The organism is Bradyrhizobium sp. IC3123, assembly GCF_020193625.1.
Taxonomy (GTDB): domain Bacteria; phylum Pseudomonadota; class Alphaproteobacteria; order Rhizobiales; family Xanthobacteraceae; genus Bradyrhizobium; species Bradyrhizobium yuanmingense.
Genome location: NZ_JADYVF010000005.1, coordinates 437,267 through 456,880, shown reverse-complemented (window position 1 = coordinate 456,880; position 19,614 = coordinate 437,267). Strand labels below are relative to the sequence as shown.

Genomic DNA, 19,614 nt, shown 5'->3' with positions numbered 1-19,614 from the left:
ATGCTGCTGCCGGTCCTGATCGTCGCGCTGTGCTTCGCGCATGCGGCCCATGTCATCACCTTGCCGCAGGGCCTGCGCGTCTTCATCGTGTTCGCGCTGCTGATCTCGCTGATGCTGACCGGCATGCCGATCTCGATTGCGCTGGGTCTGACCGTGCTCAGCTTCATGTTCACGCTGACTGACGTGCGAACCGAATCGGTGGCGCTAAAGCTGTTCACCGGCATCGAGAATTTCGAGATCATGGCGATCCCGTTCTTCATTCTGGCCGGCAACTTCCTGACTCATGGCGGCGTGGCGCGGCGGATGATCACCTTCGCAACCTCGCTGGTCGGCCATTGGTATGGCGGGCTCGCGCTGTCGGGCGTGGTCGCCTGCGCGCTGTTCGCCGCGATCTCCGGCTCCTCGCCGGCGACCGTGGTGGCGATCGGCTCAGTGATCCTGCCCGCGATGGTCGCGCAAGGCTTTCCGAAGCGGTTCGGCGCCGGCGTGATCACGACGTCGGGCTCGCTCGGCATTCTGATTCCGCCATCGATCCCGATGGTGCTCTACGCCGTCTCCACCAACAGCTCGGTAGGCAAGCTCTTCATCGCCGGCATCGTGCCGGGGCTTGCGCTCGCCACGCTGCTCGGCATGACGACGTTCTATCGCGCCTGGCGCAACGACTATCCGCGGATGCCGAAGGCGACCTTCATGGAGCGTCTCGATGCGTTCCGCAAGTCGATCTGGGGCATCCTCCTGATCGTGATCGTGATCGGCGGCATCTACAGTGGCCTGTTCACGCCGACTGAAGCTGCCGCCGTCAGCGCGGTCTACGCCTTCATCGTCGCGGTGTTCATCTACAAGGACCTGAAGCTGCGCGACGTGCCGCGCGTGCTGCTGTCGTCGGCCAACCTTTCGGCGATGCTGCTCTACATCATCACCAATGCCGTGCTGTTCTCGTTCCTGATGACCTACGAGAACGTGCCGCAGGCGCTGGCGCAATGGATGATCGACCAGGGCCTGGGCTGGATCGGTTTCCTGCTGCTCGTCAACATCCTGCTGCTGCTCGCAGGCAACGTGATGGAGCCGTCCTCGATCATCCTGATCATGGCCCCGATCCTGTTTCCGGTCGCGGTCAAGCTCGGCATCGACCCGATCCATTTCGGCATCCTGATGACGGTCAACATGGAGGTCGGCCTGTGCCATCCGCCGGTCGGCCTCAATCTCTACGTCGCCTCGGGCATCGCCAAGATGGGGATCACCGAGCTCACGGTCGCAGTGTGGCCGTGGCTGCTGACGATGCTGGGCTTCCTCGTGGTGGTGACCTATTGGCCGGGCCTGTCGCTGTGGCTGCCGCGGCTATTAGGGATGTAGCGGTGCGACAGGTGTACCCTCTCCCCTTGTGGGAGAGGGTGGCTTCGCGAAGCGAAGCCGGGTGAGGGGTTTCTCTCCTCACGAACAGTTCTGCGAGCGGAGACATACCCCTCATCCGGCGCTTCGCGCCACCTTCTCCCACAAGGGGAGAAGGGAAGAGACCGGCAGCGATGTAGAAAGTCTACTCCGCGCTGCTCACCAGCTTGATCCGCGGTGCCTGCGCCTCGGTCAGGCTGCGATATGCGGCGAGGTAGTCCAGGGCCATGCGCCGCGCGGTGAAGCGCGTTTCGAACTGCTTGCGGATCGCGGTGCGGTCGAGTTGCGGAAGCCGGTTCACCACGCCCGCGGCGCTGATGACGTCCTCGACGATGAAGCCGGTGAGGCCCTCGTCGATGATCTCCGGCACCGAGCCGCGGTTGAAGGCGACCACCGGTGTTCCGCACGCCATGGCCTCGATCATGACGAGGCCGAACGGCTCCGGCCAGTCGATCGGCAGCAAGAGGCCGAGGGCGCCGCTCAGGAAATCCGATTTCTCGTGATCGCCGATCTCGCCGATGAAATCGATCAACGGATTGTTCTCGATCATCGGCCGGATCAGCTCGTCATAATAATCCTGGTCGGCACGGTCGACCTTGGCGGCGATCTTGAGCGGGATGCCGCAATGGGTCGCGATCTTGATGGCGCGATCGACGCCCTTCTCGGGCGCGATGCGGCCGAGCACGGCGAGGTATTCCTGTTTCGCCGGCTTCGGCGTCAGCAGCTTCTCCGGCAGGCCGTGGTGGATCGTCGTCACCCAGTTCGCCTGCGGCACCGGCCGCCGCTGCGCATTGGAGATCGAGATGACCGGCATCTTGGTGAACGTGTTGAAGACCGGCTGATGCTCGGGAAGATCGAGCCGGCCGTGCAACGTCGTCACGAACGGGGTCGGCTGGCGGTGGAACAACGACCAGGGATAATAGTCGAGATGGAAGTGGAGGAAATCGAACTCCTCGTCGTCACATTTTTGCCGCACCCGCTCCAGCAGCACCATGTGCAGCGCGTTGGGATCGCGCACGGAACCGTCGAGCCGAAGCGCCCGCGGCCATAATGCATCGAGCTTGGCCGATGTCCGCGAGTCGCCGCTGGCGAAAAGCGTCACGTCATGGCCCAGGGCCACCAGCTCTTCCGTCAACCAATGCACCACCCGCTCGGTGCCGCCATACAGCTTGGGTGGAACAGCCTCCGTCAACGGAGCTACCTGCGCGATGCGCATCTCACCATCTCCTCTGCGATCATGAAGTTGAAACCCCCGCCTTAACGGCACCGGCAATGCCAGACGAGGGAACGTTCCCGCACCTGCGAAGTTCCTTCCCCCGAACGTTACATATTCGACACGTCGGCGGAGCGTCGCGATGCTGCCACTACATCTTCGCACATCGTCCGCATCCGCATGTCGTGATGGGATTGCCCGGGAACCGAGGCGAAGCGGTCGATGTTCACTCGACCAGTAACGAAACGAAAAATCAGCATAACGGGGCGACAGCCATATGGATCAGCTTTCTGGGTACGCGCGTAGGCCATTTGCCTTTGTCCTGCGCTATCTCCGGCGTCGTCTCGCGTCGCATTTGGTGATCCTGACCGCGGTCGTGGGGGCCGTTGCCTGCTCCGTAGGCACCCAGTATGGCGTCAAAGCTCTGGTCGACGCCTTGTCGGCCGGTCCCTCGTATGGCGGTGGCGTATGGCTGGCATTCATTCTGCTCATGTCACTGATTGCCGCCGACAACTTCCTGTGGCGGATCGCAAGCTGGACGGCGAGCTTCACCTTCGTCCGGGTCACCGGCGATTTACGGCGTGACATATTTCGTCATCTGACCGGGCACGCCCCGAGCTACTTCTCGGACCGGATGCCCGGCATGCTGACGAGCCGCATCACCGCGACCTCGAACGCGGTGTTCACCGTCGAGAACATGTTCGTCTGGAATGTGTTGCCGCCGTGCATTGCCACAATTGCGGCAATCATCCTGATTGGAACCGTCAGTCCCTACATGGCGCTCGGCCTGATCGCGATCGCGGGCGGCATGGTGGTTGCGATGTTTCGTCTGGCCGCGGCCGGCAAGCCGCTGCATGACGATTTCGCCGACAAGGCCGCATTGGTCGACGGCGAGATGATCGACGTCATCAGCAACATGCCGCTGGTGCGCGCCTTCTGCGGCATCAGCCACGAGCATGAGCGGTTCGACGCGACCGTGAACCAGGAGCTGACCGCGCGCAGCCGCAGCCTGCGTTATCTGGAGAAGCTGCGGCTGTTGCATGCCGTCATCACCGTGCTTCTGACCATTGCGCTGATGGCCTGGGCGATCTCGCTCTGGCAGAAGGGCCAAGCGACGACCGGCGACGTCGTGCTGGTCTGTACGCTCGGCATCTCGATCCTGAGCGCGACGCGCGATCTTGCGGTGGCGCTGGTCGACGTCACCCAGCACGTCGCGCGTCTGACAGAGGCGATCGCCACGCTGCTGGTGCCGCACGAGCTCCGCGATCATCCCGAGGCCGAGCCCCTGGTCAAAAGCGGCGCGGCCATCGCGTACAACAACGTCACCTTCGGCTATCCCGGCAGCGACAAGATCTTCGAGCGCTTCAGCCTGCGCCTCCAGCCCGGCCAGCGCGTCGGACTGGTCGGCCAGTCCGGCGGCGGCAAGTCGACGCTGTTCACGCTGCTGCAGCGCTTCTACGACGTCGACGAGGGCAATATCACCATTGACGGCCAGGACATCTCGAAGGTGACGCAGCTGAGCCTGCGCGAGGCGATTTCCGTCGTGCCGCAGGACATTTCCTTGTTTCATCGCTCGATTCGCGAGAACATCCGCTATGGCCGGCCGAACGCGACCGACGACGAGGTGCTGCGCGCGGCGATCGCAGCGCGCTGCGACTTCGTCGAGAGCCTGCCCGAGGGCCTCGACACCATGGTCGGCGACCGCGGCGTCAAGATGTCGGGCGGCCAGCGCCAGCGCATCGCGATCGCGCGCGCCTTCCTGAAGGACGCGCCGATCCTGCTGCTGGACGAGGCGACCGCCGCGCTCGACAGCGAATCCGAGGAGGCGATCCGCGAGGCGCTGTCCCGCCTGATGCGCGGCCGCACCGTGATCGCGATCGCTCATCGCCTTGCGACGCTGCGCAATTTCGATCGTGTCGTGGTGTTGAGGAATGGTAAGATCATCGAGGACGGCTCGCCCGAGCGCCTGATGCAGGGTCACGGGCCGTATCGTGAGCTGGTCACGCAGGAAATGAGCCGGCTCGCGCAAGCCGCCGCGTAAACCAACAGTCGCGTTCTCGAGTCGGTCGCGTTTCGAATCAAGCGCAGGGGAGCAGCTCATGTCGGCAGAAGCCGTAACCCAGTTCGTCTCCGTGACGCGGACCCCGGAACAGGTCGCGGAACAGCCCTTCTACATTCCGATGACCGGGCCCTCGGCCCGGCCGCGGCGTTCGCTCAAGCACGACGACACCTTTATCGTGCTCGACAGCCACGGCGACATCGGCGCGTCCGCTGGCGGGCCGGACGGGCTGTTCCATCACGACACGCGCTATCTTGCGCGGCTGGAGCTCGTGCTCGACGATCTCCAGCCGCTGCTGCTCGGCTCGAATCTGCGCGACGACAATTCGGCGTTGACCGTCGATCTCACCAATCCGGACATCTACCGGCAGGGCAACCTCGTTCTGCAAAAGGACCTGTTGCACGTCGTGCGCACCATCTTCCTGTGGCGCGGCACCGCGTACCAGCGCATCGGCGTGCAGAACCATGGCGACCGGCGCACCAGCTTCGAGCTGACGCTGCTGTTCGGCAACGACTTCGCCGATCTGTTCGAGGTCCGCGGCGAGCGGCGGCCGCGCCGCGGCGTCGGAACCGGCCGGCTGCTCGGGCCGACCGACGTCCTGTTCGAGTATCGCGGCCTTGACGACGCCGAGCGGACCACCGGCCTGCATTTCGATCCGCGTCCGACGCGGCTCTCGGTCAACGCTGCGACCTGGGAGCTCGACCTGGAGCCGCACCAGGCCAAATCGCTGTTCGTGGCCGTGTCCTGCAACCGGCCGCTGACGGAGAAGCCGGTGCGGTTCTTCCCGGGTCTGCTGGCGCACCGCCGCGAGATGCGGCAGTCGACCATGGGCGCGGCCAGCATCGAGACCTCCAACAACATCTTCAACGAGGTGCTGTGCCAGGCCATGGCCGACCTCAACATGCTGATGACCGAGACGCCGCAGGGACGCTATCCCTATGCCGGCATTCCCTGGTACTCGACGACGTTCGGGCGCGACGGCCTCATCACCGCGCTGCAGATGCTCTGGGTCGATCCGCGCATTGCCAAGGGCGTCCTGCGCCGGCTCGCGCATTTCCAGGCCGCGGCGGTCGATCCGCTCGCGGACGCCGCGCCCGGCAAGATCCTGCACGAGATGCGCGGCGGCGAGATGGCGGCGCTCGGGGAAGTCCCGTTCGCGCATTACTACGGCAGCGTCGATTCGACCGCGCTGTTCGTGCTGCTCGCAGGCAGCTATTTCGAGCGCACCGGCGACGAGGCCACGTTGATCGAGCTGTGGCCGGCGATCGAGGCGGGGCTGGCCTGGATCGACGGCCCTGGTGATCCCGACCAAGACGGTTTCGTCGAATACCAGCGCGCGACCGAGAAAGGGCTGGCGAACCAGGGCTGGAAGGATTCCTATGACGCGATCTTCCATGCCGACGGCCGGCTTGCCGAGGGCAATATCGCGCTCGCAGAGGTCCAGGGCTACGTCTTCGCCGCCAAGCAGCTCGCGGCGCGTTGCGCGCTGCGGCTCGGCAAGCCGGACCGCGTGCGCAAGCTCGAGGCCGAAGCCAGGGCGCTCGCCGAGCGCTTCGAGCAGGCGTTCTGGTGCGAGGAGCTCGGCACCTATGCGCTCGCGCTCGACGGCAAGAAGCGGCCCTGCAAGGTGAGGACCTCGAATGCCGGGCAGATCCTGTTCAGCGGCATGGTCCGCGAGGACCGCGCGCGTCTCGTCGCCGCCGATCTGATGCGGCCGCATTTCTTCTCGGGCTGGGGCATCCGCACCGTCGCGCAAGGCGAGGTGCGCTACAACCCGATGTCCTACCATGACGGATCGATCTGGCCGCACGACAACGCGCTGATCGCGCTGGGGCTGGCGCGCTACGGCCTCAAGCATTCGGTGGCGCATGTCTTCAAGGGGCTGTTCGACGCCGCGACCTACATGGATTTGCGCCGGCTGCCCGAATTGTTCTGCGGCTTCCGGCGCGAGAAGCGGCGCGGGCCGACGCTGTACCCGGTCGCCTGCGCGCCGCAGGCCTGGGCCAGCGCGACGCCGTTCACGTTGCTGGAGGCGGCGCTCGGCCTCGAGTTCGACGTCGCGCGCGGCGAGATTCGCCTGCGCAACCCGCATCTGCCGGCGTTCCTCAACGAGGTGATCCTGCGCGATCTGCGCCTTGGCGAATCCAGCGTCGATCTTCGCGTCAGCCGTCACGGCGACGACGTGGCGCTGGAAGTGTTGCGCACGCGCGGTCAGATCCAGGTCTCGATCGTGCTGGCGCGCTAGAGGCGCGAGGAGGAGGTCATGCGTGCAATCGGAAGGTTGATCTTGGGCGTGTCGATCGTCGCGGGCTTGACGGTCGCCGGATCGCGCGCGGCCGAGGAGCCGCCTGCATCCCCGAGCGAGGCAAAGGCACCGGCAAATGTGCAACCGCCGGCTTCCACGGTGCCCGTCACGCCCAAGGACGCCGCGCCACCGCCATCGGTGACCATCATCGGCGCGAGCGAGGCCCACGGCGTTCTCGGCCGCGACGTTCGCAGCGCCGCCGGCGAGGACATGGGTCGCATCGTCGACGTCATCGTCGATCGCACCGGTCATGTCCGCGCTGCGGCGATCGATTTCGGCGGCTTCCTCGGCGTCGGCAGCCGCAAGATCGTCGTCGACTGGAACGCGCTGCGCTTCGGCAAGATCGCCAACAAGAAGGACAGCATCACGCTGGAATTGACCAAGGCGCAGGTCGCGGCCGCACCGGAATACAAGGAGGACACGCCGATCGTCGTGCTCGGCGCGTCCGGCAGCCTTCAGCCGCTGCAAGCGATTCAGTGAGGTGCAGGGAGGGCTGACCGCCCGTGCTGTTGTCGAGGAAGCCGAATCATGCAGATCGCGGCGGCGTCGTCGAGCAGGACAACGTCGCGGAGCCGGCGGCTGCGGGCATTCCGGCGCCGTCGCGCCAGAGCCTGCGCGGCCTCGACTGGTTCATCTTCTTCCTCGCCGACGTGCAGACCGGATTCGGTCCCTTCATCGCGGTCTATCTGACGACGCAGAAATGGACCCAGGTCGAGATCGGGTTCGTGCTGTCGATCGGCGGCATCGTCGCCCTGATCGGCCAGATGCCGGGCGGCGCGATCATCGATGCCGCGAAATCGGAGCGCCTCGTCGCTGCCCTCGCGATCGCGACCATCGGCGCCTGCGCGCTGGCCTATGCGGCGATGCCGATCTTCGCCGTCGTGGTGACCGCCGCCACGCTGCATGCGATGGCGAGCTGCGTGCTCGGGCCGGCGATCGCCGCGATCAGCCTCGGCCTCGTCGGCCCGCTCGCGATCGGCGAGCGGCTCGGGCGCAACGCGCGCTTCGCCTCGCTCGGCAACGGCGTCGCGGCAGCGGTGATGGGCACCGCGGGCTACCTGTTATCGAGCCGCTCGGTCTTCCTGGTCACCTTCCTGCTCGTGATTCCAACCCTGATCGCTCTGTCGCGCATCCGCGAGAACGAGGTCGACATCAGGCGCTGTCACGGCGAGCTGCCGCCTGAAGCCGCCGACCGCGGCGATCCCAATATCTGGCACCTGATCCGGCAGCGCCCGCTCATCGTGTTCGCGCTCAGCGTGCTGCTGCTGCAGCTCGCGAACGCCGCGATGATGCCGCTGATGGCGAGCGCGGTGACGGCGCGATCGAGCCAATGGGCGACCGTGCTCGTCGCCTTTTGCATCGTCGTTCCGCAAGCGATCGTGGCGATGCTGTCGCCGACGGTCGGGCGCAAGGCGCAAGCGTGGGGCCGGCGCCCGCTGCTGCTGATCGGATTCGGTGCTCTGGCGATTCGCGGCCTGTTGTTTGCGACCGTGCGCGATCCGTATCTGTTGGTGCTGGTGCAGGTGTTCGACGGCATCACCGCGGCGGTCTTCGCGGTGATGATCCCGCTGATCGTCGCCGACGTCGCGTTCGGCAGCGGGCATTTCAACCTGGCGCAGGGGATCGTCGGCACCGCAACGGGCATCGGCGCGTCGCTGAGCACGGTGCTTGGCGGCTATGTCAGCGACAAGTTCGGCAATGCCACCGCATTCATCGGGCTGTCCGGCGTTGCCGCAGCGGGGCTCCTGCTGATCTTCTTTGTGATGCCGGAGACGCGGCGCACGGGTCTGACCGCCACCAAAGAAGTGGCCGGCTGAACGTATTCAGCCGGCCAAAGTGGGTCGGGAGGAAGATTGAGGATCAGGCGTCGAGATTGTGCAGACGCTGGCGGTTGCGCAGCATGATCTGGCGGGCACCGGAGAAACCGAGAATGCCCTGAGCGTGCAGCTGCGACAGCGCGCGCGACACGGTCTCCAAGGTGAGGCCGAGATAGTCGCCGATGTCGCGGCGGCACATCGGCAGTGCCATCATGCCGGCGACGGCGAGGCGGCGGTCCATTTCGAGCAGGAAGGTCGCGACGCGCTCCATCGCAGTCTTGCGGCCCAGCAGCAGCATGTGGTCCTCGGCATGGCGCAACTCGCCGGCGGTCATGGCCCAGAGCTTGCGGGCGACCTGCACGTCGGTGCCGGCGGCCTTTTCCAGGCTGGCGCGCTTCACGAGGCGGACGGTGGTATCGATGATGGCTTCAGCGGCGAGGCGGTGAGTGGGACCGGATTCGAGGCCGAACACGTCGCCGGGAAGATGGAAGGCGCCGATCTGGCGGCGGCCGTCGGAGAGAAGCTTGTAGCTGCGCACCGCGCCGGTCACGACCTGATAGACATATTCGGCCGCCTCCTCCTCGCCATAGATCTCCTCGTCCTTGCCGTAGGAGAACTCGGTGGCGACCAGGCCGACATGGCCCGCGATCGCGCCGAACTGGTCGGTAACGGGGTGGGCAGGAGCAATCTTGCCACCGATTTGGGTGTTGATCGCCTGGGTGTTGAGCGTCTGGGTCAGCATCTGCGCCATCTCCGTTGTGATGGAGCACTGCTACGATGAAACACGCAATCCGGAAATTTCGCGCGTTATCTTAGGGATGTTTACCTACGTAGAGTCCCTAGGTCACGCTCCGGGGCGGTCCTGGATGGCGTGGCGGATGCACTTGACCAGGTTTTCGTCGAGAAGCGGCTTCAAAACCACGTCCTTGATGCCCGCCATCGCGGCCCGGGCCGAGATGTTCTCGTCGGGATAGCCGGTGATCAGGATCACGGGCGCGTCGCGGTGCGATTTGCGAAGCCGGCCGGTCAAATCGATGCCGTTGATGTCGGGCATCTTGTAGTCGATGACGTAGCAGTCCGGCCCGGGCGCGGCGCCGAGATTGAGCAGCGCCGTGCCACTCCTGAAGGTCCGCACGGCGAAGCCGTCGGTCTCCAGCAGGAACCGCAGGGATCCGAGAACTGCGGCATCATCGTCGACCACAAAGACGGTGGGTTGTGGGGAGGACGACGGCCGCGCACGATGTGGGCTGACCTCAACCATGCTGTCTGGCTAGCACTGCGCCGTGAAGTCGCCTTGACCTGCCTCAATCGTTGAGCATGCCGGCGCGCATCGCGAGGCGAACCAGTTCCGAAAGGCTGCTCGCCTGCATCTTGGTCATGACGTTGGCCCGGTAGACCTCGATGGTCCGCGGGCTGATGTCGTATTCGCGGGCGATCAGCTTGTTGGAGAGGCCCGCGACCAGCCCCTCCATGACCTGGCGCTCCCGCGGGCTCAAGGATGCGACGCGGGCAGCGATATCCTGCGCGACGGCCTCGTTCTTGGCGGCGGGCTCGGCCTGGCGGAGCGCCGACTCGATCATGGCGGTGAGACGGTCGTCATCGAATGGCTTTTCCAGGAAGTCGACCGCCCCGAGCTTCATCGCCTCGACCGCCAGCGGCACGTCGCCGTGACCGGTCATGATCACGATCGGGAACGGGCTTTGCTGCGCCTTCATTCGCTTCAAGAGCTCGATGCCGTCGAGGCCGGGCATGCGCACGTCGGAGACGACGCAGCCGAAATCGAGGCCGGGCAGGGCTTCGAGAAAGGCGAGCGCGTCGTCGAACAAAGTGACGGCGAAGCCGGCGGAATCCAGCAGGAAGTTCAGCGAGTCCCGCATCGCCGCGTCGTCGTCGATGACGTAAACATGTCCCTTGGTCGTCATGGATCAGCTCTCGTCGGTTGCCGGCAGGGTGAAGCGGAAGGTCGCTCCGCCCGCTGCGTTGCTCTCGGCCCACATGCGGCCGCCATGGGCCTCGATGATCGAGCGGCTGATGGAGAGTCCCACGCCCATGCCGGTGTCCTTGGTGGTGAAGAAGGTCTGGAACAGGTTTGGAATGATGTCTTCCCGGAAGCCGATGCCGGTGTCGGAGACCTCCACCTCGATCATGCCGTCGGCGACACGGGTGTTGGCGACAACGAGCTCGCGCCGCTGCGACTGCGCCATCGCCTCGAGCGCGTTGCGGAACAGGTTGACCAGCACCTGCTGAATCTGCACCCGGTCGGCGAGAACGAGGTCGGCGTCGGGATCGAGGCTGAAGCGCAGCTGCACGTTCTGCTCGCGCGCGCCGGCGAGCCCGAGCGCGCCGGCTTCCTCGATCAGCTTGGACAGGCTCTCGACCCGCTTCTCGGATTCGCCGCGGGAGACGAAGTCGCGCAGGCGGCGGATGATCTGGCCGGCGCGCAACGCCTGCTCCGCCGCACGGTCCAGCGCGCTTTCGACCTTCGGCATGTTGGGATCGGTGCTGCCGGCGAGGAGGCGCCGCGATCCCTTCATGTAATTGCTGATCGCCGCCAGCGGCTGGTTGAGCTCGTGGGCGAGCGCGGAAGCCATCTCGCCCATCGCGGTCAGCCGCGACACGTGCACGAGCTCGGATTGCAGCTCCTGGAGCCGCGCCTGGGTCTGCTGGTGCTCGGTGAGATCGCGCACGAAGCCGGTGAAATGGGGCTCGCCCGCGCGTTGCGTCTTCCCGACGGACAGGTGCATCGGGAAGGTCGTGCCGTCGCGGCGTTTGCCCGTCACGATCCGGCCGATGCCGATGATGTGCGGATCATTGGTCCTGAGATAGCGCGTGAGATAGCTGTCGTGACGCGACTGATCGGGCTCCGGCATGAGAATGCTCACGTTCCGGCCGATCGCTTCCTGCTTGCTGTAGCCGAACAGCCGCTCCGCCGCGCTGCTGAAGAGCTGCATGATGCCGCGTGAATCGATGACGATCATGGCATCGGGCACCGTTTCGAGAATCGAGCGAAGATGATTCTCCTGGGACCGCAGGGCCTCTTCGAGCTGCTTCTCCTCGTTGATGTCGAGGAATATCCCGCTGAGATGACGCGGCATGCCCGCATCGTCCCGGATCACGCCGGCCCTGGCCCGGATCCATTGGCCGTTTCCGGACGCGCCGCTGACCTTGAAGGACAAGTCGAGGCCCCCGCCACCTTCCGATGTGCGCCCGATCGCCTTCAGGAGGTGGTCCCGATCGCCCGGCTCCAACAGGGAAAGAAAGAGATCGTAGCTGACGGCCTGGTCCGGCTGCAGGCCGAACAGCCGTCTGGCCGTGTCCGACCAGTCGAGCTCGCGAGTCTGCAGGTCGAGGTCCCAGGTGCCGACCCCGAATCCCTCGATGCGGACTCGGAAATGCTCGCCCCGACCATCGTCTGCCGGATGGTTCCCGCGGGTCGGCGCCAAGGTTCTGCTCCTATTCTCGGCGGACCGGCAGGATGCCGTTACCGCTTCAGCAATGTCGCCCAAGGCTCGGCCGGAGGCAAGCGCGGACGTTGAATCCACTGCCGGACTCCCCATTCCGGGAGAGTGGGCAGCCAGAGACCTCGATTTGATCTAGCTCAGCCTGTTGCGCGGCAGCAGGTCTAGGATTCAAAAAATTCTGTAATGCTGGAGATTTCCCGATGACATACGCCACCGTCATGGTCAGCCTGGCGCTCGATCAACTCAACGAAGCGCGTCTTCAGGTCGCAGGCGAGCTCGCCGAACGATTCGAGGCGGCCATCGTCGGGGTCGCTGCGGCGCAGTTCGTCCCGCCGCTCTATTTCACCGACGGCGCAGAGGCGCAAGCGCTGATCGACGAGGGCGAAGCTTCGATCAAGCGGCGGCTGGCCGGGCTCGAAGCGCAATTCCGCGCGGCCGTGAAAAATCGCGGTGGACACGCGGAGTGGCGCAGCGCGATGGATTATCCGGCCCGCTTCGTCACGGCGCAGGCGCGTTGCGCCGACATCGTCGTCAGCGGTGGGCAGAGCCCGGCCTTCTCCGATGCTTTCTCGCTGGCGAGTCCCAAGGACCTGGTGATGCAGACCGGCCGCCCGCTGCTCGTCGTTCCCGACCGGGCCAACTGGCTCGACCTGCGCAGCGTGCTGGTGGCGTGGAAGGACACGCCGGAAGCGCGGCGGGCGGTGGCGGGCGCGCTGCCGATGCTGCACAAGGCGAAGGACGTCACCATCGTGGAAATCCCGGAGCGGGGCGACGACCGTTCGGCCGTGATGGCCGGTGTCAGCGACGTTGCCGCCTGGCTCGGCCGCCACGGCATCACCGCGACTGCGCGGGTCCTCGAGGCCGCAGGAAACGAAACCCCAGCTGCGCGGTTGGAGAAAGTCGCCGGCGACACCGGCGCGGGCCTGATCGTCGCGGGCGCCTATGGTCATTCGAGATTTCGCGAACTGATCCTCGGAGGCGTCACGCAATATCTGGTGACGCAAACCGTCCGCAGCGTGCTGCTGTCGCACTGACCATCGTCCGGCCAGTTTGAGGAATCGAGGAGGACGCGCCGTGTACCAATTTCTTGAACAGACCGTCGACGGCTACATGACGCGCAACGTCAAGACGGTGCAGCGCGACCTCGATTTGTTCCAGCTCAGCGAGATGTTCGAGACCGACGATTTCAATTCCTATCCGGTCGAAGACGACGGGCAGGTGGTCGGCATCGTGACCAAGTTCGACATCCTGAAGTGCTTCGCCTTTACGCCGAGCCAGATGTTGCCGCGCTACGACGACCTGATGAGCCGCAAGATCGGCGACGTCATGACGCCCGAGTTCATCTATGTCAGCCCCGACACGCGGCTGACGCGCGTGCTCCAGATCATGGTCGAGCACCGCATCAGGAGCATCATCGTGCTGGACGGCACACAGAAGCTGGTCGGCATCATCGCGCGCGAGGACGTCATCGCGGCGCTCAAGGCGACGGCGCGGGAGTGAGGTCTGGATCCTTCTGTTCCAACCTCCGTGATTTCACGGAGGTCATCTATCTTTCTTCCCTTCTCCCCTTGCGGGAGAAGGTGGCGCGAAGCGCCGGATGAGGGGTCCGCTTCAACGGAAAAACTTTTCGTGCGGAACCAACCCCTCAACCAAGTGAGTTTGCCGCACCTTTCTCGCTGCCCTCTCCCACAAGGGGAGAGGGCATTTCAACCGGCACTGCATCGGCTCACATTAACAGAAATCCATCTATCTTGATTTCAATCAATTCGCCGCGAGGGTGGATGTGGTTTCTGGCAGCGTGTTCTTTCAGAGAGAATCCGCATGAGCCAGCCCTCCATCTCAAAATCCATGACCATCGGTGAAAGCGGCTTGGCTGTCGTATTCGCAGTCACCGCTTTCCTCTGCGTGATCGCCTCGGCCAAGGCGCTCGATGCGCCCTTCGCGTTCCACGCTGCGCTCAGCGCGGCGGCGAGCCTCGCTGCGGTGTTCTTCATCGTCAACCGCTACTTCGAGCGGCCGGCGGCGCTGCCGGCCCAGGAGATCAACGGCCGCCCGAACTACAGCATGGGGCCGATCAAGTTCTCGGCCTTCATGGCGATGTTCTGGGGCATTGCCGGATTCCTCGTCGGCCTCATCATCGCCTCGCAGCTGGCCTGGCCCGCGCTGAACTTCGATCTGCCCTGGATCAGCTTCGGCCGCCTGCGTCCGCTGCACACCTCCGCCGTGATCTTCGCGTTCGGCGGCAACGTCTTGATCGCAACCTCGTTCTATGTCGTGCAGAAGTCCTGCCGCGCGCGCCTTGCCGGTGACCTCGCGCCGTGGTTCGTCGTGCTCGGCTACAACTTCTTCATCCTGATCGCCGGCACTGGCTATCTGCTCGGCGTCACCCAGTCGAAGGAATATGCCGAGCCGGAATGGTACGCCGATCTGTGGCTGACCATCGTCTGGGTCGTCTATCTGCTCGTCTTCCTTGCCACCATCTTCAAGCGCAAGGAGCCGCACATCTTCGTTGCGAACTGGTTCTATCTCGCCTTCATCGTGACGATCGCGGTGCTGCATCTCGGCAACAACCCGGCGCTGCCCGTTTCGGTGTTCGGTTCGAAGTCCTACGTCGCCTGGGGCGGCATCCAGGACGCCATGTTCCAGTGGTGGTACGGCCACAACGCGGTCGGCTTCTTCCTGACCGCCGGCTTCCTCGCCATCATGTACTACTTCATCCCGAAGCGCGCCGAGCGGCCGATCTATTCCTACCGGCTCTCGATCATCCACTTCTGGGCGCTGATCTTCCTCTACATCTGGGCAGGTCCCCACCATCTGCACTACACGGCGCTGCCGGACTGGACGCAGACGCTCGGCATGACCTTCTCGATCATGCTGTGGATGCCCTCCTGGGGCGGCATGATCAACGGCCTGATGACGCTGTCGGGTGCCTGGGACAAGCTGCGCACCGATCCCGTGCTGCGCATGCTCGTGGTCTCCGTCGCCTTCTACGGCATGTCGACCTTCGAAGGCCCGATGATGTCGATCAAGGTGGTCAACTCGCTCAGCCACTACACCGACTGGACCATCGGCCACGTGCATTCCGGCGCGCTCGGCTGGGTCGGCTTCGTCTCCTTCGGCGCGCTGTACTGCCTGGTGCCGTGGGCCTGGAATCGCAAGGGCCTCTACAGCCTCAAGCTCGTCAACTGGCACTTCTGGGTCGCCACCCTTGGCATCGTCCTCTACATCTCGGCGATGTGGGTGTCCGGCATCCTCCAGGGCCTGATGTGGCGCGCCTACACCTCGCTCGGCTTCCTCGAATATTCCTTCATCGAGACCGTCGAGGCGATGCATCCCTTCTACATCATCCGTGCCGCAGGCGGCGGCCTGTTCCTGATCGGCTCGCTGATCATGGCCTACAATCTCTGGATGACGGTTCGCGTCGGCGAACAGGAAGTCCAGATGCCCGTCGCTCTTCAGCCGGCGGAATGAGGAGCTCAAGCAATGTCGTTCTGGACACGTCACCAAATCTTCGAAAAGAACTCGATCATCCTGATTGTCGGCATCCTGCTGGTGGTCGCGGTCGGTGGTCTCGTCGAGATCACTCCGCTGTTCTACCTCAAGAGCACGATCGAGAAGGTCGATGGGGTCAGGCCCTACACGCCGCTGGAGCTGGCGGGGCGCAATGTCTATGTCCGCGAGGGCTGCTATCTCTGCCATTCGCAGATGGTCCGGCCCTTGCGCGACGAGGTCGAGCGCTACGGCCATTTCTCGCTCGCCGCCGAGAGCATGTACGATCACCCGTTCCAGTGGGGCTCCAAGCGCACAGGCCCGGATCTCGCCCGTGTCGGCGCCAAATATTCCGACGAGTGGCACGTCACCCATCTGGCCAACCCGCGCGCGATCGTGCCGCAGTCCGTGATGCCCGGCTATCCGTTTCTCAGCAAGGCCGAGATCGACCCGGATGCGATCGCCGGCGACATGCGCACCCTCAGGACCGTCGGCGTCCCCTATAGCGACGAGCAACTCGCCAATGCCGCCGCCGACCTGAAGGCCCAGGCCGATCCGGACAATGCCGGCACCGACGCCTTCACCAAGCGCTACGCCAAGGCCGTCGTACGCAATTTCGACGGCAAGACCGGCACGCCGACCGAGATGGACGCGCTGGTCGCGTACCTGCAGATGCTCGGCACGCTGGTCGACTTCAAGATCTACAACGAGAAAGCCAATCTTCGCTGAGAAGGCATGAACGATGAAAGCCATCCTGACCGTCCATAATCTTGCGTCCGATCTCGTGACGACGATCTGGACACCGGTGTTCGTCGCGATCTTTCTCGCGATCATCGCCTACGCATTTTGGCCCCGTAACAAGGCTGCGTTCGACAAGGCAGCGCACCTGCCCTTGCGGGAGGAGTGAGAAACCATGACCGATCATTCTAGCGACATCGATTCCGTCTCCGGCAAGTCCACGACCGGACACGAGTGGGACGGCATCAAGGAGCTCAACACGCCGCTGCCGCGGTGGTGGGTGATCACCTTCTATCTCACCATCGTCTGGTCGATCGGCTACTGGATCGTCTATCCGGCCTGGCCGCTGATCCAAAGCAACACCACCGGCCTGTTCGGTTACTCCTCGCGCGCCGACGTCGCGGTCGAGCTCGCCAACCTCGAGAAGATCCGGGGTGACAAGATGGCGGCGCTGGGCTCGGCCTCGCTCGCCGACATCCAGAAGGATCCGGCTCTGCTGGCGCTTGCGCGCGCCAAGGGCAAGACGGTGTTCGGCGACAATTGCGCGCCGTGCCACGGCACGGGTGCGACGGGGTCCAAGGGCTATCCCAACCTGAACGATGACGAATGGCTGTGGGGCGGCTCGCTCGACCAGATCATGCAGACCATCCAGTTCGGCGTGCGGTCGGGCCATGCCAAGACCCATGAGGGGCAGATGCTCGCCTTCGGCAAGGATGGCGTGCTGAAGGGCGACGAGATCGTCACCGCCGCCAATTACGTGCGGTCGCTGTCGGGCCTGTCGACCCGCAACGGCTATGACGCCCCCAAGGGCCAGAAGATCTTCGCGGAGAATTGCGCCGCCTGCCACGGCGACGCCGGCAAGGGCAACCAGGAGATGGGCGCACCTGATCTGACCGACAAGATCTGGCTCTACGGCTCCGACGAGGCGAGCCTGATCGAGACCATCGGCCAGGGCCGCGCCGGCGTGATGCCGGCCTGGGAAGGCCGGCTCGATCCCGCCACCATCAAGGCGATGGCGGTCTACGTCCACTCGCTCGGCGGCGGCAAATAGGCCGATCCGCGAGCGACGACTTCCGGCGGGGGCGAAGAAAAGCGCCCCCGTTTGCGTTGGATCAACCTGCGCGGCGGTGCCGGGTCTAGGTTTAATCGCACCTTTGAAGAAGCTCGAGGCGATGAACAAGACCGTCAATCCGAACGAACTGAAGCCCGCGGACGACGTCGGGCCGCTCTATGCGGCCCGCAAGAAGGTCTATCCCCAGAGCGTCTCCGGTACTTTCCGCCGGATCAAATGGGGCCTGATGGCATTCTGCCTCGGCGTCTACTACTTCCTGCCCTTCGTGCGCTGGAATCGCGGTCTCGGCGCGCCGAGCCAGGCGGTGCTGATCGATCTTCCCAACAGCCGCTTCTATTTCTTCTTCATCGAGCTGTGGCCGCAGGAGGTCTATTACTTCACGGGCCTGTTGATCGTCGCCGCGGTGGCGCTGTTCCTGATGAACTCCATCGGCGGGCGGATCTGGTGCGGCTATCTCTGTCCGCAGACGGTGTGGACCGACCTGTTCTACGCGGTCGAACGCCTGATCGAGGGCGACCGGCGCGAGCGGATGAAGAAGGACAAATCGTCCGATCCGATGAAGCTGGAGCGCATCTCCGAGATCGTGCTCAAGCATTCGATCTGGCTCATGATCGCCTGGTGGACCGGCGGCGCCTGGGTGCTCTATTTCAACGACGCGCCGACCCTGGTGAAGGAGCTCGTCACCTTCCAGGGGCCGATGCTCGCCTATATCTGGATCGGCATCCTCACCGCGACGACCTATCTGCTCGCCGGCTTCATGCGCGAGCAGGTCTGCACCTATATGTGTCCGTGGCCGCGCATTCAGGCCGCACTCACCGACGAATGGGCGCTCAACGTCACCTATCGCTATGACCGCGGCGAGAAGCGCACCTCGGTGAAAAAGGCCGCCGAGCTGCGCGCCCTCGGCCAGCAGGTCGGCGATTGCGTCGACTGCTACCAATGCGTCGCGGTCTGCCCGACCGGCATCGACATCCGCAACGGGCCGCAGATGGAATGCATCCAGTGCGGCCTCTGCATCGACGCATGCGACAACGTGATGACAAAGATCGGCCGGCCGAAGCGGCTGATCGGCTACGACAACGACATCAACATCCATCGCCGCCAGGAAGGCAAGGCGCCGATCTACCGGATCGTCCGGCCTCGCACCGTCGTCTATAGTGCCATTATCGCGGCCGTCGGCGGCTTCATGATCTATACGCTGGCGACCCGCAGCCTGCTCGACGTCAACGTGCTGCACGACCGCAACCCGGTCGCGGTCAAGCTGAGCGACGGCTCGATCCGCAACGCCTATACGGTGCGGCTGCTGAACAAGAGCGGCTACGACCGCGTCATCGCGATCGACGTCGAGGGGCCCGTGAACCCCACGATGCACGTCGTCGGCATCGATTCGGTCACGCCGGACCGTCCGATCATCGTGATCCCGCGCGATGCGACCAGCGAGCTGCGGCTGCTGGTCACCGCGCCGGCCGAAAACAATCCGGAGAAATCGATTCCGGTCCGCTTCCACGTCATGGACATCGGGCTCGGCGTCGCCGCGAGCGCCACCGACAATTTTGTCGCGCCGTAAGATCAGGAGACCACCATGTCATCCAAGCCGCTGACCGGAACCAAGGTCTTCCTGATGCTGGTCGCTTTCTTCGGCCTCGTGATCGGCGTCAATGCCACCATGATGAAGCTCGCCATCGCAACGCTGCCCGGCACCGACGTCGACAGCCCCTATGCCGCGGGCCTGACTTACGAGCGCGAGATCTCCGCGGCGCAGGACCAAGCCGCGCGGAAGTGGAAGGTCAACGCCCATGTCGAGCGCCGCAACGACGGCGGCGCCTCGGTCCAGGTCGAGGCCCGCGATGCCGGCGGCCAGCCGATCTCCGGGCTGAAGTTCGGCGGCAGGCTGGAGCGGCCGACCGACAAGCGCGCCGACCTCACCGTCGAGCTCAGCGAATCCGGCATCGGCCTCTATCGCGGCAATGCGGTGTCCGTCGCGCCGGGCCAATGGGACCTGGTGATCGAGGGTGAGGCGCGGGGGACGCGCGTGTTCATGTCGCGCAACCGCGTGATCCTGAACTGAAGG

General features: G+C 64.7%; 18 protein-coding genes. 13 read left to right on the top strand and 5 right to left on the bottom strand.

The genetic code is table 11. The features are described from left to right. Nucleotides 1–72 precede the first annotated feature (72 nt). Nucleotides 73–1,353, top strand: a complete 1,281-nt coding sequence (locus I6F20_RS38170; protein WP_036004463.1) for a TRAP transporter large permease — start codon at nucleotides 73–75, stop codon at nucleotides 1,351–1,353. A gap of 181 nt (nucleotides 1,354–1,534) precedes the next feature. Here I6F20_RS38170 and I6F20_RS19645 read toward each other — a convergent pair whose 3' ends face one another. Further along, nucleotides 1,535–2,605: a glycosyltransferase family 4 protein gene (locus I6F20_RS19645; protein WP_225127475.1), complete on the bottom strand. Its 1,071-nt coding sequence runs from the start codon at nucleotides 2,603–2,605 to the stop codon at nucleotides 1,535–1,537. 274 nt (nucleotides 2,606–2,879) lie between these two features. Between I6F20_RS19645 and I6F20_RS19640 the strand changes: the two genes are divergently transcribed. Genes I6F20_RS19640 through I6F20_RS19625 form a run of 4 tightly spaced genes read left to right on the top strand, consistent with a single transcriptional unit; the run spans nucleotide 2,880 to nucleotide 8,783 of the window. Continuing rightward, nucleotides 2,880–4,643, top strand: coding sequence for an ABC transporter ATP-binding protein (locus I6F20_RS19640; RefSeq protein ID WP_036004382.1), 1,764 nt, complete (start codon nucleotides 2,880–2,882; stop codon nucleotides 4,641–4,643). A gap of 58 nt (nucleotides 4,644–4,701) precedes the next feature. Beyond that, nucleotides 4,702–6,906: an amylo-alpha-1,6-glucosidase gene (locus I6F20_RS19635; protein WP_036004384.1), complete on the top strand. Its 2,205-nt coding sequence runs from the start codon at nucleotides 4,702–4,704 to the stop codon at nucleotides 6,904–6,906. Nucleotides 6,907–6,924: 18 nt separating this feature from the next. After that, nucleotides 6,925–7,446 carry a PRC-barrel domain-containing protein gene (locus tag I6F20_RS19630; protein ID WP_225127473.1) on the top strand — a complete coding sequence of 174 codons (522 nt, stop codon included), beginning with the start codon at nucleotides 6,925–6,927 and terminating at the stop codon, nucleotides 7,444–7,446. 23 nt (nucleotides 7,447–7,469) lie between these two features. Beyond that, nucleotides 7,470–8,783 carry an MFS transporter gene (locus I6F20_RS19625; RefSeq protein WP_225127471.1) on the top strand — a complete coding sequence of 438 codons (1,314 nt, stop codon included), beginning with the start codon at nucleotides 7,470–7,472 and terminating at the stop codon, nucleotides 8,781–8,783. A 43-nt stretch (nucleotides 8,784–8,826) separates the two neighbouring features. Here I6F20_RS19625 and I6F20_RS19620 read toward each other — a convergent pair whose 3' ends face one another. The 4 genes from I6F20_RS19620 to fixL all read right to left on the bottom strand — a co-directional run bounded on the left by I6F20_RS19620 (nucleotide 8,827) and on the right by fixL (nucleotide 12,226). Next, nucleotides 8,827–9,525: a helix-turn-helix domain-containing protein gene (locus I6F20_RS19620; protein ID WP_192893282.1), complete on the bottom strand. Its 699-nt coding sequence runs from the start codon at nucleotides 9,523–9,525 to the stop codon at nucleotides 8,827–8,829. 102 nt (nucleotides 9,526–9,627) lie between these two features. Then, nucleotides 9,628–10,044, bottom strand: coding sequence for a response regulator transcription factor (locus tag I6F20_RS19615; protein ID WP_225127469.1), 417 nt, complete (start codon nucleotides 10,042–10,044; stop codon nucleotides 9,628–9,630). Between the two features lie 43 nt (nucleotides 10,045–10,087). Next, entirely contained in the window at nucleotides 10,088–10,705 is a 618-nt protein-coding gene (fixJ, locus tag I6F20_RS19610) for a response regulator FixJ (protein WP_225127467.1), read from the bottom strand. 3 nt (nucleotides 10,706–10,708) lie between these two features. Then, nucleotides 10,709–12,226, bottom strand: a complete 1,518-nt coding sequence (gene fixL, locus I6F20_RS19605; RefSeq protein WP_225127465.1) for a sensor protein FixL — start codon at nucleotides 12,224–12,226, stop codon at nucleotides 10,709–10,711. A 218-nt stretch (nucleotides 12,227–12,444) separates the two neighbouring features. Between fixL and I6F20_RS19600 the strand changes: the two genes are divergently transcribed. From I6F20_RS19600 to I6F20_RS19565, 8 genes are all read left to right on the top strand, one after another. Beyond that, a complete protein-coding gene (locus I6F20_RS19600) occupies nucleotides 12,445–13,278 on the top strand; it encodes a universal stress protein (RefSeq protein ID WP_225127463.1) in 834 nt (277 codons plus the stop codon). 40 nt (nucleotides 13,279–13,318) lie between these two features. Beyond that, a complete protein-coding gene (locus I6F20_RS19595) occupies nucleotides 13,319–13,744 on the top strand; it encodes a CBS domain-containing protein (RefSeq protein WP_197947488.1) in 426 nt (141 codons plus the stop codon). A gap of 321 nt (nucleotides 13,745–14,065) precedes the next feature. Further along, nucleotides 14,066–15,715: a cytochrome-c oxidase, cbb3-type subunit I gene (ccoN, locus tag I6F20_RS19590; RefSeq protein WP_036004408.1), complete on the top strand. Its 1,650-nt coding sequence runs from the start codon at nucleotides 14,066–14,068 to the stop codon at nucleotides 15,713–15,715. Between the two features lie 12 nt (nucleotides 15,716–15,727). Continuing rightward, a complete protein-coding gene (ccoO, locus tag I6F20_RS19585) occupies nucleotides 15,728–16,462 on the top strand; it encodes a cytochrome-c oxidase, cbb3-type subunit II (protein WP_036025943.1) in 735 nt (244 codons plus the stop codon). Nucleotides 16,463–16,475: 13 nt separating this feature from the next. Beyond that, nucleotides 16,476–16,640 carry a cbb3-type cytochrome oxidase subunit 3 gene (locus tag I6F20_RS19580; protein ID WP_025034779.1) on the top strand — a complete coding sequence of 55 codons (165 nt, stop codon included), beginning with the start codon at nucleotides 16,476–16,478 and terminating at the stop codon, nucleotides 16,638–16,640. Between the two features lie 6 nt (nucleotides 16,641–16,646). Continuing rightward, nucleotides 16,647–17,522, top strand: a complete 876-nt coding sequence (gene ccoP / locus I6F20_RS19575) for a cytochrome-c oxidase, cbb3-type subunit III (protein WP_225127461.1) — start codon at nucleotides 16,647–16,649, stop codon at nucleotides 17,520–17,522. 121 nt (nucleotides 17,523–17,643) lie between these two features. After that, nucleotides 17,644–19,110 (top strand): cytochrome c oxidase accessory protein CcoG, encoded by a 1,467-nt coding sequence (ccoG, locus tag I6F20_RS19570; protein WP_036037795.1) that lies wholly within the window; start codon nucleotides 17,644–17,646, stop codon nucleotides 19,108–19,110. Nucleotides 19,111–19,125: 15 nt separating this feature from the next. Continuing rightward, nucleotides 19,126–19,611, top strand: a complete 486-nt coding sequence (locus tag I6F20_RS19565; protein ID WP_225127459.1) for a FixH family protein — start codon at nucleotides 19,126–19,128, stop codon at nucleotides 19,609–19,611. Nucleotides 19,612–19,614 lie beyond the last annotated feature (3 nt).